The 16,694-nt window shown below is 72.3% G+C and carries 15 protein-coding genes; 4 read left to right on the plus strand and 11 right to left on the minus strand.

The window, feature by feature from the left end; genetic code table 11:
• Positions 1–36 precede the first annotated feature (36 nt).
• On the plus strand, positions 37–597 hold the full coding sequence (locus ACZ6BG_RS12000; protein ID WP_468999763.1) for a carboxymuconolactone decarboxylase family protein: 561 nt from the start codon (positions 37–39) through the stop codon (positions 595–597).
• On the plus strand, positions 594–1,328 hold the full coding sequence (locus tag ACZ6BG_RS12005) for an isocitrate lyase/PEP mutase family protein (protein WP_468999764.1): 735 nt from the start codon (positions 594–596) through the stop codon (positions 1,326–1,328). The genes ACZ6BG_RS12000 and ACZ6BG_RS12005 overlap by 4 nt, the downstream gene beginning before the upstream one ends.
• A gap of 222 nt (positions 1,329–1,550) precedes the next feature.
• Here the strand turns inward: ACZ6BG_RS12005 and ACZ6BG_RS12010 are convergent, their stop codons facing one another.
• The 5 genes from ACZ6BG_RS12010 to ACZ6BG_RS12030 all read right to left on the minus strand — a co-directional run bounded on the left by ACZ6BG_RS12010 (position 1,551) and on the right by ACZ6BG_RS12030 (position 8,750).
• Positions 1,551–2,516, minus strand: coding sequence for an ABC transporter substrate-binding protein (locus ACZ6BG_RS12010; RefSeq protein WP_468999765.1), 966 nt, complete (start codon positions 2,514–2,516; stop codon positions 1,551–1,553).
• Between the two features lie 2 nt (positions 2,517–2,518).
• The gene (locus ACZ6BG_RS12015) at positions 2,519–4,486 is read right to left on the minus strand and encodes an ABC transporter permease (RefSeq protein ID WP_468999766.1); all 1,968 of its coding nucleotides are present in this window, start codon (positions 4,484–4,486) and stop codon (positions 2,519–2,521) included.
• Positions 4,486–5,649, minus strand: a complete 1,164-nt coding sequence (locus tag ACZ6BG_RS12020) for a quaternary amine ABC transporter ATP-binding protein (protein ID WP_468999767.1) — start codon at positions 5,647–5,649, stop codon at positions 4,486–4,488. Before ACZ6BG_RS12020 ends, ACZ6BG_RS12015 begins: the two co-directional genes overlap by 1 nt.
• On the minus strand, positions 5,646–7,181 hold the full coding sequence (locus ACZ6BG_RS12025) for a GMC family oxidoreductase (RefSeq protein ID WP_468999768.1): 1,536 nt from the start codon (positions 7,179–7,181) through the stop codon (positions 5,646–5,648). The genes ACZ6BG_RS12020 and ACZ6BG_RS12025 overlap by 4 nt, the downstream gene beginning before the upstream one ends.
• A 66-nt stretch (positions 7,182–7,247) precedes the next feature.
• On the minus strand, positions 7,248–8,750 hold the full coding sequence (locus tag ACZ6BG_RS12030) for an aldehyde dehydrogenase family protein (protein ID WP_468999769.1): 1,503 nt from the start codon (positions 8,748–8,750) through the stop codon (positions 7,248–7,250).
• A gap of 194 nt (positions 8,751–8,944) precedes the next feature.
• Here ACZ6BG_RS12030 and ACZ6BG_RS12035 point away from each other — a divergent pair, with 194 nt between their 5' ends.
• Positions 8,945–9,748: a LolA-like protein gene (locus ACZ6BG_RS12035; RefSeq protein WP_468999770.1), complete on the plus strand. Its 804-nt coding sequence runs from the start codon at positions 8,945–8,947 to the stop codon at positions 9,746–9,748.
• 36 nt (positions 9,749–9,784) lie between these two features.
• On the opposite strand, the gene ACZ6BG_RS12040 is transcribed toward ACZ6BG_RS12035, so the two are convergent.
• The 3 genes from ACZ6BG_RS12040 to ACZ6BG_RS12050 form a co-directional block, all read right to left on the minus strand.
• Positions 9,785–10,318 carry a hypothetical protein gene (locus ACZ6BG_RS12040; RefSeq protein WP_468999771.1) on the minus strand — a complete coding sequence of 178 codons (534 nt, stop codon included), beginning with the start codon at positions 10,316–10,318 and terminating at the stop codon, positions 9,785–9,787.
• A gap of 3 nt (positions 10,319–10,321) precedes the next feature.
• Complete coding sequence (locus ACZ6BG_RS12045; RefSeq protein WP_468999772.1) at positions 10,322–10,573, minus strand: helix-turn-helix transcriptional regulator; 252 nt, start codon at positions 10,571–10,573, stop codon at positions 10,322–10,324.
• Positions 10,574–10,647: 74 nt separating this feature from the next.
• Positions 10,648–11,577, minus strand: coding sequence for a LysR family transcriptional regulator (locus tag ACZ6BG_RS12050; protein ID WP_468999773.1), 930 nt, complete (start codon positions 11,575–11,577; stop codon positions 10,648–10,650).
• Positions 11,578–11,669: 92 nt separating this feature from the next.
• Between ACZ6BG_RS12050 and ACZ6BG_RS12055 the strand changes: the two genes are divergently transcribed.
• Positions 11,670–13,187 carry an MFS transporter gene (locus tag ACZ6BG_RS12055; RefSeq protein ID WP_468999774.1) on the plus strand — a complete coding sequence of 506 codons (1,518 nt, stop codon included), beginning with the start codon at positions 11,670–11,672 and terminating at the stop codon, positions 13,185–13,187.
• A 106-nt stretch (positions 13,188–13,293) separates the two neighbouring features.
• Here the strand turns inward: ACZ6BG_RS12055 and ACZ6BG_RS12060 are convergent, their stop codons facing one another.
• The 3 genes from ACZ6BG_RS12060 to ACZ6BG_RS12070 all read right to left on the minus strand — a co-directional run bounded on the left by ACZ6BG_RS12060 (position 13,294) and on the right by ACZ6BG_RS12070 (position 16,634).
• The gene (locus ACZ6BG_RS12060) at positions 13,294–14,067 is read right to left on the minus strand and encodes a hypothetical protein (RefSeq protein WP_468999775.1); all 774 of its coding nucleotides are present in this window, start codon (positions 14,065–14,067) and stop codon (positions 13,294–13,296) included.
• Positions 14,068–14,098: 31 nt separating this feature from the next.
• Positions 14,099–14,479: a hypothetical protein gene (locus tag ACZ6BG_RS12065; protein ID WP_468999776.1), complete on the minus strand. Its 381-nt coding sequence runs from the start codon at positions 14,477–14,479 to the stop codon at positions 14,099–14,101.
• 97 nt (positions 14,480–14,576) lie between these two features.
• Positions 14,577–16,634, minus strand: coding sequence for a hypothetical protein (locus tag ACZ6BG_RS12070; RefSeq protein WP_468999777.1), 2,058 nt, complete (start codon positions 16,632–16,634; stop codon positions 14,577–14,579).
• Positions 16,635–16,694: the final 60 nt, after the last annotated feature.

Raw genomic sequence — 16,694 nt, forward strand, 5'->3', positions numbered from 1 at the left:
ATACCGGTGGGCTAATCGCGACGTAGCGTCCCAACCATGACGACGACGAACACGGCCGAAGCGACGAACCCGACGACCACCGACAGCGACCGCCTCCCCGAGCACCTCCCCCGCCTCAACATGGCCGAGCTCGCCCCCGAGGCGTACAAGGCCATGATCCGGTTCGCCGCCGCCGCGAAGAAGGGCGTCGCCCCGGTCCTCTTCGAGCTGATCCAGATCCGCGCCTCGCAGATCAACCACTGCGCCTTCTGCCTCGACATGCACACCAAGGACGCGCTCGCCGCGGGCGAGAGCGTCGAGCGGATCATCCAGCTCAGCGCCTGGGAGGAGTCCAGGCACTTCTACACCGCCAAGGAGATCGCGGCGATCGAGCTGACCGAGGCCGTCACCGTCCTCACCGACGGCTTCGTCCCCGACGACGTGTACGCGCGCGCGGCCGAGCACTTCGACGACTCCGAACTCGCCCACCTGATCGCGGCGATCACCCTCATCAACGGCTGGAACCGGTTCGGCGTCACCTCCCGCATGGTGCCCGGCCACTACACTCCGGGCTCCACCGCGCACCGCCCCGCCGGCCTGCAAGGAGACCCCAAGTGACCGCCACCGCCGAGGCGTTCGGCGCCCTGCACCGTGGCCGGGCGCCCTCCGATCCGCTCGTCCTGCCGGGACCCTGGGACGCCGCAAGCGCCCGCGTCTTCGAGGACGCCGGATTCCCCGCCCTCGCCACGCCCAGCGCGGGCGTCGCGGCCTCCCTCGGGTACGCCGACGGGGCCGTGCCGCCACGCGAGATGTTCGAGGCCGTCGGGCGGATCGCCCGGGCCGTGGCCCTGCCCGTCAGCGCGGACGTCGAGGACGGGTACGGGTTGCCCGCCCGCACGTTGGTCGGGCGGCTGCTCGACGCCGGGGTTGTCGGGTGCAACCTGGAGGACTCCCGGGGCCGCGAGGGCGCCCCGGCGGACACCCTCATAGACCCCCACGAGCAGGCCGACCATCTCGCCGCCGTGCGGGACGTCGCCGGTCGCGAGCTCTTCATCAACGCCCGTGTGGACACGTACATCCGTGGGGTCGCGGACCTGGACGAGACCTTGCGGCGGGCTCGGCTCTACGTCGAGGCCGGGGCCGACTGCGTCTACGTCATCAAGGCGCCGGTCGACGTGATCCCCGCCCTGCGGGCAGGCATCGAGGGGCCCCTCAACTTCGTCTTCCTCCCGGGCGGGCCCTCGCCCAAGGAACTGGGTGAACTGGGGGCCACCCGCGTCACCTTCGGGCCGGGGTTGCTGTTCCGGGCGATGGAGGGGTTGCGGGACGTGGCGGCGGAGCTGAGGTAGGGCCTTGCCTGGGGCTCCCCAACCCCGCCCCTTCCCGATCCTGGGGCTCCGCCCCAGACCCCGCTCCTCAAACGCCGGAGAGGCTGAAATACGGCAGCAGCACACATCTAGCCCGTCCGGCGTTTGAGGACGAGGCGCGGAGCGCCGATAGCGGGGGTCCAGGGGGCGGCAGCCCCCGGTTTCGGAGAAGGGGCGGGACTGGGGCGCCCCGCGAGGGAACCGCTACTTCGGCAGCCACCCCCGCCACTTCGCCCCGTTCGCCTCGACCCACTTCTTCGCCGCGTCCTCGGGCGACATCTTCTTGTCGGCGATCATGAGGGACACCTCGTTCTGATCGGCCTCGGACCACTTGAAGTTCTTCAGGAACTGCGCCGCCTTGCCACCGTTCTTGGCGAAGTCGGCGTTGAAGTACTTCTGGAGAGGCGTGTGCGGGTAAGCGCACTTGATCTTGGCGGGGTCGGCGTCGCAGCCCTCCTTGTAGGCGGGGAGCTTCACCTCCGTCATGGGGACCTTCTTGAAGAGCCACTGGGGCTTGTACCAGTAGGTCAGGAAGGGCTTCTGCTGCTTGGCGAACTGCTCGATCTGGGTGATCTGGGCAGCCTCGGAGCCCGCGAAGACGACCTTGTAGTCGAGGTCGAGGTTCTCGACGAGGGCCTTGTCGTTGGTGACGTAGGACGGGGAGCCGTCCATGAGCTGGCCCTTGCCGCCGCTCTCCGGCGTACGGAAGTCCTTGGCGTACTTGTTGAGGTTCTTCCAGTTCGTGACGTCGGGGTGCTTCTTGGCGAAGTACGTCGGGACGTACCAGCCGATGTGGCCGATGACGCCGACGTCACCGCCGGAGACGATCGTCTTCTTGTCCTTGATGTAGCGCTGTTCCTGGTCCGGGTGGCCCCAGTCCTCCATGATCGCGTCGACGCGGCCCTGGCTGAGGGCGTCCCAGGCGGGGATCTCGTCGATCTGGACCTTGTCGACGCGGTAGCCCAGCTCGTTCTTGAGCAGGTACTCGGCCACGGCGACGTCGGCCTGCGCGCCCACCCAGGACTGCACGGACAGCGTCACGGTCTTGGCGCCCGCCGCGTTCGCGTACGGGGACGACTGCTTGCTCATGTCGGCCTTGCCACAGCCGGAGAGGACCAGCAGGGCGCCCACACCGGCCAGCGCGACCGTCACTCGCGTACGTGTACGCATGGTCACGCTCCCTTCTTCGCGCGGCGTTCCGTCGGCTGCGTCACGCGGTCGAGCATCAGGCCGAGGCAGACGATGGCGACACCGCCGACCAGACCGGTGGCCAGGTCGCCGCGGGCGAGACCGGCGAGGACGTCGTAGCCGAGGCCGCCACCGCCGACGAGACCGCCGATGACGACGACGGCGAGGACGAGCACGACGCCCTGGTTGAGGGCGAGCATCAGCGCGGGGCGGGCCAGCGGAAGCTGGACCTGGCGGAGCTGCTGCCAGCTCGTGGCGCCGAGGGACTTCGCGGACTCCATCGCGGCGGGGTTCACCTGGCGCAGGCCCTGCGTGGTGATGCGGATGACGGCGGGCAGCGCGTACACGACGGCCGCGGCGACGGCGGGGGCGCGGCCCACGCCGAACAGGGCGACCACGGGGATCAGGTACACGAACTGCGGCATCGTCTGGAAGACGTCGAGGACGGGGCGCAGAAGGCGTTCGAGGCGCTGGCTGCGCGAGGCCGCGATGCCGATCGCGAAGCCCAGGACGAGGGTGACGGCGACGCCCGCGAGGACCTGGGAGAGGGTGTCGAGGGACGCGTTCCACACGCCCATGACGCCGATCGCCGCCATCGCGAGGACCGCGGTGAGCGCCGTCTGCCAGGTGCCGATCACCCAGGCGAGGGCCGCCACGATCAGGAGCACCGACCACCAGGGCAGGCCCTGCAGGCCGTCGCGCACCGGGTCGAGCACGTACGTGGTGAAGTGCGCCGCCCAGTCCGCCGTGCCGCCGACCACGGGCACGCCCGTGTACAGGTGGTCGACCATCCAGTCCTTGGCGGTGTTCACGGGCTCGGCGATCTGCACGACCCAGCTCGTCGGCCACTCCAGGCGGTCCGCGAACCTGGCCGCGAGGGCGCAGGCCAGGGTCACGGCGGCGGCGATGGACCAGCCGCGCCAGCCGCGCAGCGGCGAGTTGTCCTCGGCGTGCGCGCCGAGGCGTTCGCCCGCCGCGCCGGTGACGCGGTCGAGGACGACGGCGAGCAGCACGATGGGGATGCCGGCGGCGAGGGCCTGGCCGACGTCGACCGTGGAGAGCGCCTGGTAGACGCGGTCACCGAGGCCGCCCGCGCCGATCACGGACGCGATGACGGCCATGGAGAGGGCCATCATGATGGTCTGGTTGAGGCCGAGGAGGAGTTCCTTGCGGGCCAGCGGCAGGCGCGCGGACAGCAGGCGCTGGCGCGCGGTCGCGCCGAGGGACGCCACCGCCTCCATCACGCCGCCGTCGGCGCCGCGCAGGCCGAGGGCCGTCAGGCGGGCCATCGGCGGGGCCGAGTACACGACCGTCGCGAGGACGGCCGCGGGCACGCCGATGCCGAAGACGAGCACGACGGGCAGGAGGTACGCGAAGGCCGGGAGCACCTGCATGGTGTCGAGGACCGGGCGCATCAGGCGGAAGATCCGGTCGTTCAGGCCTGCGGCGAGGCCGAGGAGCATGCCGAGGATCACCGAGGCGAGCACGGCGACGACCATCAGCGCGAGCGTCTGCATCGTCGGCACCCACATGCCGAGCAGGCCGCAGACGGCGAAGGCCGCGGTGGCCAGGGCGGCGAGCTTCAGGCCCGCGACGCGCCAGGCGACGGCGCCCGCGGCGACGGTGACGCCCGCCCAGCCCGCGGCGAGCAGCACCAGGTAGACGCCGCGCACGGACAGCACGACGGCGTTGGAGATGTGCCCGAAGAAGTAGGTGAACAGCCAGTGGCTGTCGCGGTTGTCGATGATCCAGTCGCTGGCCTTGGTGAGCGGCTCGGTCAGGTCGACGGTGAGCGCGTCCGGCCAGGCGCCGGAGGCCCACTTGGCGTTGAGGATCGGTACGGCGACGGCCGCGACGACGGCGAGCAGCAGGAGCTTGACGACGGCGCGGCGGCGCAGCAGGGCGCCGATCCCGGTATCTCGTACGGGAGTCGAAGCGGTGGCGGTGGCCATCAGGAAGCCACCTCGCCGGTTACCTCTTTACGTATCGAGGTGCCCGCCTTCGCGGACGGCTCGCCGCGCCCGGCAGCGCCCGCGGCGCTCTTGGGGGCCACGCCCGCGACGACGCCGATCAGCTGCTCGTGGTCCACGACGCCCAGGCACCGGCCGCCGTCCATCACGCGCGCCGGGAAGCCGGAGCGCGCCACGGCCTCGATGGCCTCGGACACCGTCGCGTCGGGCGCGATGGCCGGGCCCAAGGCGTCCTCGTCCGCGTCGGCGTCGACGGGACGCATCGCGCTGCGGCAGGTCATGACCTGCTCGCGCGGCACGTCCCGGACGAAGTCGCGGACGTAGTCGTCGGCGGGCGAGCCGACGATCTCCTCGGGCGTGCCGAGCTGGACGACGCGGCCGTCGCGCATGAGGGCGATGCGGTCGCCGAGCTTGAGGGCCTCGCTGAGGTCGTGGGTGATGAAGACCATCGTGCGGCCCTCTTCGCGGTGCAGGCGGACGACCTCCTCCTGCATGTCGCGGCGGATCAGCGGGTCGAGGGCGCTGAACGGCTCGTCGAAGAGCAGGACCTCGGGGTCGGCGGCGAGGGCGCGGGCGAGGCCGACGCGCTGCTGCTGGCCGCCGGAGAGCTGGCCGGGCTTGCGCTGCTCCAGGCCTTCGAGGCCGACCTTCTCGATGACCTTCATGGCCTTCTCGCGGCGCTCGGCGCGCGCCACGCCCTGGATCTCCAGGCCGTAGGCGACGTTGTCGAGGACCGTGCGGTGCGGGAGCAGGCCGAAGTGCTGGAAGACCATGGACGCGCGGTGGCGGCGCAGTTCGCGCAGCCGGTTCTTGTCCATGGCGAGGACGTCCTCGCCGTCTATCTCGACCGATCCCGACGTCGGCTCGATGAGCCGGGTCAGACAGCGCACGAGCGTGGACTTGCCGGAGCCCGACAGGCCCATGACGACGAAGACCTCGCCCTTCTTCACCTCGAAGGACACATCGCGCACGGCGGCGGTGCAGCCGGTGCGCTCGCGCAGCTCCGCGGGGTCGAGGCCGGTGAGTTCAGCGTTGCCCGGGATGGTCTCGGCCTTGGGGCCGAAGACCTTCCAGAGGTTGTTGACGGCGAAGACGGTGTCGGTGGCCGCGTCGGCGGCAGGGGTGACGGTCGCGGTGTCGCTCATCGGCCGTCACCTCCCAGGATCTCGGCACATTTCTCCCCGACCATGAGCACTCCGATCATCGGGTTCACGGCGGGCATCGTCGGGAAGACGGATGCGTCCGCGATACGGATTCCTTCTAGGCCCCGGATCTTCAACTCCGGGTCGACGACCGCGAGTTCATCACCGGAGGCGCCCATTCGGCAGGTCCCTGCCGGGTGGTAGACGGTGTGCGCGGCCTTGCGCACCAGCTCGCCGATCTCCGCGTCGTCGGTGACCTCGGGGCCGGGGAACACCTCGCGCTTGAGCCACTTCTTGAACGGCTCGGCCTGCGCGACCTTCCGCGCCAGCTTGATGCCGTCGACGAGCGTCCGCCCGTCGTAGTCGCCCTCGTCCTCGAAGTACTTGAAGTCCAGGGCGGGCTTCACCTCGGGGTCCGCGGAGGTCAGGTAGAGGCGGCCGCGGGCGCGGGACTTGGGGATGTTCGGCGTCATCGACACACCGTGCTCGGGGCGTTCGTAGCCGAGCCGCTCCGGGTTGTCGGTGAACGGGATCTGGTAGAAGTGGAACATCAGGTCCGGGCCCTTGTGGGCCGGGTCCCGCTTCACGAACAGACCGGCGTCCGAGTCCATCGCGGAGTTGCCGGGGATCGGCCCGTTGGTCTCCCAGACGATGACCGACTCCGGATGGTCGATGAGGTTCTCGCCGACGCCCGGCAGGTCGTGGACGACCGGGATGCCGAGGGCTTCGAGGTCCTTCTTCGGCCCGATGCCCGAGAGCATGAGCAGCCGGGGCGTGTCGACGGCTCCCGCGCAGACCAGCACCTCGCGGCGGGCGGTGAGCAGCTTCTCCACGCCGTCCTTGGTGCGGATGTGGACGCCGCGCGCGGTCTTGCCGTCCAACTCCAGCTTGGTGGCCCAGGTCTCCAGGAAGAGGTGGAGGTTCGGGCGGTCACCGGCCTCCATGTGGGGGTGGAGGTAGGCGACGGACGCGGAGGAGCGCTTGTTGTTCTCCGGGTGGTACGCCAGGTCGAAGAAGCCGACGCCCTCGTCGAAGGGCTTGTCGTTGAAGCCGACGACCTCGGGCACGCCGAGCGCGGTCTTCGTGGCCTCGACCCAGTCGGTGGCGATCTGGTTCTGGTCCTTCTTGGCGACGCGTACGACGTTGTTGCGCAGCTTGCCGTAGTAGGGGTCCATCGCCTCGGCGTTCCAGCCGGTGGCCCCGGCCTCCTCCCACTCGTCCCAGTCGGACGGCAGCGGCTTGAAGGAGATCAGGGTGTTGTGCGAGGAGCAGCCGCCGAGGACCTTGGCGCGGCTGTGCAGGATGTGCGAGTTGCCGCGCGGCTGCTCGGTGGTGGTGTAGCCGTAGTCGAGCTCGCCGCCGAGCAGGCCGAGCCAGCGGCGCAGCGTCAGGACGTCGTCGCGGTCGATGTCGCTGGGGCCGCCCTCGATGACGGCGACGGTGACGTCCGGGTTCTCGGTCAGCCGGGAGGCGATCACGGAACCGGCGGTGCCGCCGCCGACGATGACGTAGTCGTACTCGTTCGTTTCAGCCATGGGGGAACTGCTCCTCTTCCTGCGAGGTCGTACAAGGTGCTTGCGCGTAAGGGGGAGGCGGGCGGCTCAGCCCGCGAACCACCGCACCGGCTTCGGCGCGAGGTTCTCGTAGACGTGCTTGGCCTCGCGGTACTCGGCGAGTCCGGCCGGGCCCAGCTCGCGGCCGACGCCGCTCTTGCCGAATCCGCCCCACTCGGCCTGCGGCAGGTAGGGGTGGAAGTCGTTGATCCAGATGGTGCCGTGGCGCATCCGGCGGGCCATCCGGCGGGCGCGCCCGGAGTCGGTGGTCCACACGGCGCCCGCGAGCCCGTACTCGGTGTCGTTGGCGAGGGCGACGGCCTCGTCCTCGGTGCGGAAGGTCTCGACGGTCAGGACCGGGCCGAAGACCTCCTCGCGGACGACCTTCATCTCGCGGTGGCACTGGTCGAGCACGGTCGGCTCGTAGAAGTAGCCGGTCGCGGGGCGGGCGTCGGTGGGCTCGGGCCGCTTGCCGCCGGAGCGCAGGACGGCGCCCTCCGCGAGCGCGGAGGCCACGTATCCCTCGGTCTTCTCGCGCTGCTCCTTGGAGACCAGCGGGCCGCACTCGACGCCGTCCTCGGTGCCCCGGCCGAGCTTGATCTTCTCGGCGCGGCGGGCGAGTTCGGCGACGAAGCGCTCGCGCACCGACTCCTCGATGATGAGGCGGCCACCGGCGGAGCAGACCTGCCCGCTGTGGATGAAGGCGGCGTTCAGCGCCTGGTCGACGGCCGTGTCGAAGCCCTCGTCGGTGGCGCAGGCGTCGGCGAAGACGACGTTGGGGTTCTTGCCGCCGAGCTCCAGGGCGACCTTCTTCACGCCGAGGGCGGCGGCCTGGGCGACCTTGGTGCCGGAGACGAGGCCGCCGGTGAAGGAGACCAGGTCGACGTCGGGGTGGTCGGCGAGGCGGGCGCCGACGGTGTGGCCGGGGCCGGTGACGATGTTGGCGACACCGGCGGGCAGGCCGGCCTCGGCGAGCAGCTCGATGAGCGCGACCGTGGTGAGGGGCGTGATCTCGCTCGGCTTGATCACGAAGGTGTTCCCGGCCGCGAGGGCGGGGGCGATCTTCCAGCTGGCCTGGAGCAGCGGATAGTTCCAGGGCGTGATCATGGAGCAGACGCCGATGGGCTCGTGCACGACGACGCTGTGGATGTCGTCGGACCCGGCGTCGACGACCCGGCCCGCGCCCTCGCCGATCACCAGGTCGGCGAAGTAGCGGAAGGCGTCGGCGACGCAGTCGACGTCGACGCGGCCCTCTTCGAGGGTCTTGCCCGCGTCCCGGCTCTCCAGGAGGCCGATCTCCTCGCGGTCGCGCACCAGCAGGTCGGCGACGCGGCGCAGCAGCGCGGCGCGCTCGGCGACCGGCGTGCCCGGCCAGGAGCCCTCGTCGAAGGCCGCGCGCGCGGCGGCGACGGCCGCGTCGGCGTCCTCGGCACCGCCCTCGGCGATGGTCGCGAACGGCTTGGCATCCGCGGGGTCGATGATCTCGCGGGTCGCGCCGGAGGCGGCGCCACGCCACTCTCCCGCCACGTGGATGGTCTGTTGTGCGGACACGTCCCTCTTGCCTTCCGTTCCTGGCAGTTTCTGCCGTTTGCCCCACCTGATCACTCGTGGTAGCCGGGAGCACCTGCCCGGGCCAGGGAAAAGCATGCGTATTCGATGGCCGAAAGTGCGCTGTGTCACTGCACGTGCGGGTACGCGGGGCGAAACGTACGCTCGAAGCACTTTCTGTCACCGGAGGTGACGCTATGAGCAAAATGCCTCGTACGCGACTGCGGACGGCAGGTGCCGCCTGCACCGCCGCGGTCCTGGCCCTGCTGGTCTCCGCGTGCTCCGACGACAACGGCGGCAGCGGCGACAAGGGCGGCAGCACGGCGGACCTGAGCGCCAAGGAGATCTCCGACAAGGCGAAGCAGGAACTGCTCGACGCCAAGTCCGTCCATCTCACTCTGACGGACAAGGGCAGCGACGTCGACAAGGACGACCCGGCCGCCATGGACCTCGCGCTCGACCGCGACGGCAACTGCACGGGCACCCTGAGCTTCGGCGCGAACGGGGGCAAGGCGGAGCTGGTGAAACGGGGCGACAAGGTCTGGATGAAGCCCGACCAGGCGTTCTGGAAGAACCAGGTGCCCGGCGGGCAGGGCGACGCGGCCGCCGAGCTGTTCAAGGACCGCTACATCCACGGCACGACCGGCGACCCCATGCTGAAGGGCCTGTCGGAGGTCTGCGACCTCAAGGAGCTCCAGGAGAGCGTGAGCGACGACTCGGGGTCCGACGACGACACGAAGGACCTGAGGAAGGGCGCGGTCACGACGGTCGACGGCACCCGTGTCATCCCGCTGACCGGCAAGGACGACGACGGCAAGGAGACCACGCTGTACGTCGCGGCCGAGGGCGAGCCGTATCTGGTGCGCGCCACGGAGAAGGGCGACGGCACGGACAAGACGACGACCCTCACGGACTACGACAAGCCGGTGCCGACGAAGACGCCGTCGGCGAAGGACTCCGTGGACGTGTCGAAGCTGGAGCAGGAACTGAAGCAGGTGTGAGGCGGGGCGGGCCCGCGCGGGGCGGGCCCGGTCCCCCTACGCGAACTCGTCCGCGCCGAACTCGTCGAGCCCCGGCTCGTCCCGCGCCGAGAGCCCCGCCACCCACAGCGGCAGCAGCCAGTGCAGCACGAGCGCGCAGACCGCCACCTGGAACACCAGCGCCTTCGCGGACGCGCCCGCGAACCCGGCGACGCCCGTCACCACGACGGTCGCGAGCAGCACCCACGCCATGATCTGGTGCGCCGTGGCCCGCACCCGGTCCCGCTCGGCCCGCTGCCGCTCGTCGAGCGCCCGGGGCCGCAGCTCCAGGAGCCCACGGGTGGCGCCGTTGATCACGCCGGTCGCCACGCACCACGGAAGGAGCAGGCCGAGCATCGCCCAGCTTGTCCAGGACAGCTCGCCGACGACCGTGCCGAGCCAGGCCGCGACGAGCGCCGCCGTCAGCACGACGTGGGCGCCGACGGCTGCGCGGCGGCGCGCGGCCGTGCGGTGCAGCGCCGCGCCCTCGCTCCGGTTCATCAGGTCGTACATCGACTGGTCGTACGCGCTCAACTTCTCCTTCTGCGCCATGACTTACCGGTCCTTCCCGTGCCCGTACACCTGATCCGTGAGCGGCTGGAACGGCTCCAGCGAGAACAGCGCCTCGACGGGCAGCCCGAAGTACCCGGCCACCTTCAGCGCCAGGTCGAGGCTCGGGTTGTACTGCCCGCGCTCGATGTAGCCGATGGTCTGGTAGTGCACGCCCACGGCTTCGGCGAGGCGCTGCCGGGACACCTTCCGCTCGGCGCGCACCATCGCCAGCCTGTTGTGGACTTGCTCGCTCATGTATAAGAAGTACTACATTCGTGAGTGGTTCAGCAACAGACGCCTCACCTCGGCGCCGCTCAGCAACAGACGTCTCACCTCGGCGCCGCGACCAGCTCCCGCACGCACCCCCGCAGCCACGCGTGCGCCGGGTCCGCGTCGTGCCGGGGGTGCCACGCCATGCCGATGTTCAGCGGCGGCAGTTCGAGCGGGACGGGGAAGGTGACCAGGCCGAGCGGGTCCATCAGCGGGCGGGCCCAGGACATGCTCAGGCCGACCAGGTCGGTGCGCAGCAGGATGTAGAGGGCGGAGGGGTACGTGCCCACATTGCCCACCACCCGGCGGCGCAGGCCGAGTTCGGCCAGGGCGGTGTCCACCGGACCGGCCATCCGGCCCTTCCGGGAGACCGTCAGATGATCGGCGGCGGCGAACCGACGCGCCGTCAACTCTCCTCGCAGCAAGGGATGTCCGGGGCGCACGACCCCCACCATCACATCCTCGAAGAGCGGCTCGACCCGCACCTCGGGCGCGACCGTGTCGATCACGCCGACCTCCAGATCGGCGATGCCCTCGCGCAGCAGCGGCACGTCCAGATGACTCTCGGACAGGAAGCGGAGGCGGACCCCCGGCGCCTCCTTCGCCGCGCGGGCGAACAGGGCGGGCGCGTACGCGGCGGCGAGGGCGTCGTTGCCGACGAGGGTGAGCGTGCGCGACAGGGCCCGCAGGTCCTGGGCGCCGGGCCCCGCGAACACCGCCCGCGCCCGCTCCACCACCGCGCCCACCTCCGCCTGCACCGAGAGCGCGTACGGCGTCGGCACCATCTGGCGGCCCGCCCGCACCAGGACCGGATCGCCGAGCGCCTTGCGGATCCGGCCCAGCGTGCGGCTCATCGCGGGCTCCGACAGGTGCAGGCGGCGGGCGGCGGCGCCCACGCTGCGCTCGTCGAGCAGCACGTCGAGGGCGAGCAGCAGGTTCAGGTCGAGTCCCGCGGTGTCGGCCGGGCGTTCCACTTGCGTCACGCGCAATCATCCCTTGCAAAACTTGCACTGGAAGGCAGGTACCGGGCGAGCCTACGGTGGCGGTACATCCCACGCCACACCGCTCCCGAGGAGGAGCCTTGCCTTCGCCTGCCCAGGTGCCGGTCCCGGCACCGACGCCCGCAACCGCCCCGTCCACGGCGGCGCCGTCCGCACCCCGCCCGTACGCGCCCGCCCCGTCGGCGGCGCCCCCGGCGCCGCCCCCGACCGTCCTGAAGCGGTCGACCCTGCTCGTCCTGTGCGCCTGCGTGATGGTCGCGCAGAGCATGGTCGCCGCCATCAACCTGCTGATCCCGCAGCTCGGTTCGTCCGGCCTGCACCCGTCCGCGAGCGAGATCCTGTGGACCGTCGACGCCTACGTCATCGTCTTCGCGGGCCTGCTCATCCCCGCGGGCGCGCTCGGCGACAGGTACGGCCGCAAGGGCGCGCTGCTCACCGGCCTCGGCCTGTTCGCCGCGGGCGCCACGGTCAGCGCGCTCGCCGTCTCCCCCGCCATGCTCATCGCCGGCCGCGGCGTCTCCGGCGCGGGCGCGGCCCTGATCATGCCCGCGACCATGTCGATCCTGATGCGCGTCGCGCCGCCCGAGCAGCGGCCCCGCGCCCTCGCCTCCTGGACCCTCGCCATGGGCCTCGGCGGCTTCACCGGGAACGCGGGCGGCGGCCTCATCGGCGAGTACCTGTCCTGGCGCGCGCTGTTCTGGGTGATGGTGCCGCTCGGCGCGCTCCTGGCCCTCGCCGTGGCCCGCACCACCCCCCGCACCGACCACTCCGGCGGCACCGCCCACGCGCCGTCCCTCGACCCCGTCGGCACCCTAGTCCTCACCGCGGGCCTGGTCGCCGTCCTCTTCGGCGTCATCGAAAGCCCCCTGTACGGGTGGGGGGCGCCGCGCATCCTGTGCGCCTTCGCCGCCGGGGCCGTCCTGCTCGGGGCGTTCACCGCGCACGCGCTGCGCTCCCGCGCCCCGCTGTTCGACCCGCGCGTCTTCCGCTCCGCCCGGCTGAGCGCGGCGACCCTCGGCTCGGCGGTCGCCTTCTTCGGCCTGTTCGCCCTCTTCTACGTCAACTCCCAGTACCTGCAGTACGTGAAGGGGTACGGGGCCGCGCGCGCCGGTTTCGCCATCGTGCCGCTGACCATCGGCATGGCCCTGGTGCCCCGCCTCGCGGCCCGCTGGTCCGCCTCGCCCCGCCCGGTGGTGGGCGCCGGACTCCTGCTGATCGGCGCGGGTCTGCTCGGCGTCTCCACAGCGGACGCGGGCACGCCCTACGCGGCCTACGCCTGCTGGCTGCTCATCATCTCCGCGGGCACGGGTCTGTGCATGCCCGTCCTCACCATGGGCGTCGTCTCCGCCCTCCCCCCGCACCAGGCAGGCCTGGGCTCCGGCCTCGGCACCTCGGCCCGCGAAACAGGCGCGGCCCTCGGCGTGGCCGTCTCCGGCACCATCCTCGCCGCCCACACCGGCACCGCCCACACGGGCGGCGCCGCGGACTTCACGTCCGGGATGGCGGCGGCCCTGCGCGTGGTCGGCACAGCGGTGATCGTGGCGGCGGCCGTGGTGACAGCGGGACTGGGGCCGCGGCGGTGTCCGGACGAGGACTGAGGTCGGCCCGGGGCCGATGCGGGGCGGGGGCGCGGGGCGGCCCGCGCCGGACGTGACGCGGCTCGGCCCGCACGCCGCCCCGCTCTGCCCCGCGCGGCGACGCGGCTCAGTCCGCGTCGGAGTCCGGGCAGTAGGAGAGCGGTGGGCAGAACCACTTCAAGGCCGTTGTCAGGAGTTCTCGTTCGTCCTGTCTGCCGTCTGCTTCGGCGCCGTAGGCCGTGAGGGCGTACAGCTTGCCGTCTCGTGCCTCGAAGCGGTGGTCGACGACGTGCCAGGTGCCGACGTCCGGCTCGTCGGTGATCCGGTCGGTGAGGTAGCTGAGGCGGGCGGCGGGACCGGGGCCGCCCGTGGGGCGGGTCAGGGAGAGCTGTTGGAAACCGGCGGACTTCGGGACCTTCGTGTCGTCGAGGAAGCTGCGCAGCGACTCGTACGGCGTCGGCTCGCTCACCTCGTACAGCTGGAGCCGCCGTGTGCTGTCGGGGCTGCGGTAGTTGAGGATCGTGACGCCGTTCAGGCCCTCGTTGCGGGAGCGGATCCAGCCGCGCGGGACGGCGAGGCGGTAGCCGTCCTGCGGGTCGACGACCTTCTCGTAGGCGGGCGGCGGGCCGCCCGTCGGGGGCGGTGGCGCGGTGTCCCCCGCGTCCGAGGTGCCGGGGCCCTGCGCGGGCTGCCGGTCCGTCAGGTACACCGTCGGCCCCGGCTCGTCCTTCCAGCCCAGCGCCCACGCGCCGAAGGCGAGCCCGCACGCCGCGAGCACCGCGACGACCCCGCGCCGGGCGCTGCGCTGCCGTGCCACGTCCCGCGCGTGGAGCGCCGCGATCTCCCGCTCCCGCTCCCGGCCGACCCACTCCTGCCGGTCCCTGTCGTAGATCCGCACCACCGGCCGCCGCTCCTTCCCCGCTCGTCCGCGTTCAGCCCAGGACCTGGGCGAGGGCCTGGAGGACGGCCGTCACGGCGGCGGCCGTCGCGGTGGCGGGCGCATACTCGGCGAGCCGGTCGCGCAGCCGCGTCAGGGGCTCGCTGCCGCTGCTCCCGTTCCGGGCGATCTCGCCCTCGACCTCGTCCAGCGCGGCCACGACCTCCTCGTCCTCGGGCGCGTGCCCGCCCTCGCCCAACTCGCGGCGCAGGGCGCGGACCGTGGTCAGGACGCGGCTGTGGGCCTGGTCGGCGACCACCGTCGTGTGGTTGGTGGATTCGGCCTTGCCGTGGTCGCCGAAGGCCTGGGAGCCGCCGTTGATGGCGTGGATGGTGACGTGCGCTCCGCCGCCGCTCTGAGGCTGGCCGTCGCTCATGGGTGGTCCTTCCATGGGTGGTTCGGGGTGTGGTCAAGGGTGTGTACGGGGGCGTTGGCCGGGGGTTCGTTCGGGGGCTTCGCGGGGGCGCGGGCGCTCACGTGGTCGTCTTCTCCGTGTGCGTCGCCTGGCCGTGCGTGCCGGTGGCCAGGGCGCCGCCGGACATCTCCTTGATGTAGACCCCGTTGTTGTTGATCTGCGTGATGTGCTGCTCCAGGCGATCCGTGCGGTAGCCGCCGAGGCGCAGCGCGTCGCGCACGCCCTCGCCGATGCGGTCCTGGAGGGTGCGGGTGTAACGGGCGACGTCCATCTCCTGGAACAGCGAGAGGCTGTCGGTGGCGGCGAGTTGGCGCAGGGAGACCGCCGGGGCGTCGGGGGCGCGTGCGGTGTCCGGCGGCAGGAGCCGGGCTGCGGCGGTGCGGAGGAGCCGGGCGAGGCGCAACGGGAGGTGGGCGGCGGCCTTGTGCCCCCGCACGCCGCGGGCCGCCTGCTTCCTCTGTTCCCCGTACTCCCCGCGCTCCCCGCGCTCCCCCTTCTCCCCCGTCCCGTACGCCTCGTCGCTCACCGGCATCGTCAGCCACAGCCGCACCGCCGTGCCGAGCGACGGGAGCCAGCGCAGGGCCGTGACGCCGAGGGCGAAGGACAGGGCGGGCGCGGCGACGCAGGCGCGGAGGGCGTCGCGCACGGGGCCGTCCGGTTCGCTCGCCACCAGCGCGTCGACCCGGCGGAACTCGGGCGCGACGGGCCCGAGGACGTGCGGCACGACCTCCAGGACGAGCATGCCGCCCTGGGTGTGCACCCGGACCAGGAGCGAGACGACGACCTGTTCGTTCCAGGCGCCGACGCGGATGCGCAGGAAGTGCCGCCGGGCCTCGCCGCCCTCGCCCGCCGCCTCGGCGATGTGGCGCGCGGCCTGGTCGTCGTCGTACACGACGGCCGTCTTCGTACCGTCGCCCGTGTACAGCTCCTCGTCCCGCCCCGGCCCCGCGGGCAGGTACACGAACTCCTCGATCTCCAGCTGCCGCAGCCGGTCCCGGCTGGTGGCGGCGGCCGACCTGCGCAGGGCCCGCAGCCGGGGCCCGATCATCGCGATGATGTCCTGCGCGGTGAGCGCGCCGGGGGCGCCCTGCCGGGGCACGGCGCCGTTCGGCCCGGCCCCGGGGGCGGCCGCCGCGGTGCCGGCGGGCTGGAGCTCAAGGACGACGGACCAGGGCTTGCGGGGCGTACCGGCGCCGACGAAGGGGCGGTTGACGTCGTAGAGGGTGACGGAGGCGTCCTGCTCGCGGCGGACGCAGCGCTCGATGCGGCGGTACCAGGCGGGCAGGCGCGGCTGCGGCGTCTCGGCGAAGGTCTGCCGGGCGAGCTGTCCGCGCAGCGTCCGGGTGCGCAGGAACTGGTGGCGCCAGACCACGGCCGCGATGAGGAGCGGGAAGATCACGGGGTACGGCGACTCGGTGATCTGGACGCACGCGGCGATGCCGTACGCCAGCGCGCACGACCAGGCCGTGTACGTGAGCAGCCACCCGAAGCGGCGGCGCAGCCAGACCAGCGGCGCGGGCAGGGGCACCGGCCGCAGCGGCTCCCCCACGCCCGTGTCCCGGCCCGCGACGACGCGCGCGCACCACAGCAGCAGGACGACGAAGGCGTACGCCAGGGCCCAGCCGCCCGGCACCATGGCGCCGAGGGCCGCGCCGCCCGGCTCCGACTCGGCGGCGCCCGCCGCGTCCGTGCCGAACGGCAGCCAGGCGATGTCGCCCGCGGAGAGCCCGGAGTCGCCGCCCAGGCGGTCCGCCGTCGCGTCCCAGAGCATCACGGCGTCCGTGACCAGGAACGCGACCCAGACCGCGAGCAGCAGCAGCGCGGTGCGCAGCTCGTCGCGCCGGGCCCGCAGGGCGTGCGCGAGGACCGGCAGCACGTCGGCGCCGAGCGGCGGCGCGACGGGGCGCTCGGCGTGCCCGACCAGTTCCTCGACGACGCGTCTGCGGAACGCGGCGTTGACGTGGGCGCCCGCGCAGAGCAGCCGGGTGGCCTCGGTGTGCGCGTAGGAGCGGCGGGGCCGCTGGCGGGAGTGGCGCGGCGGGCGGTGCCGGGGATTCTGCCGGGGCCCCGGCTCGGGAGCTTGCTCGGGCCCCTGTCGGGGTGGATCGGCTCGCATGCCGCGAAAAGTTAACGGAGCGGGCGGTGGACGTCCGGCGAATGGACAGATGTCCCCCGA

The organism is Streptomyces sp. NPDC041205, assembly GCF_055591765.1.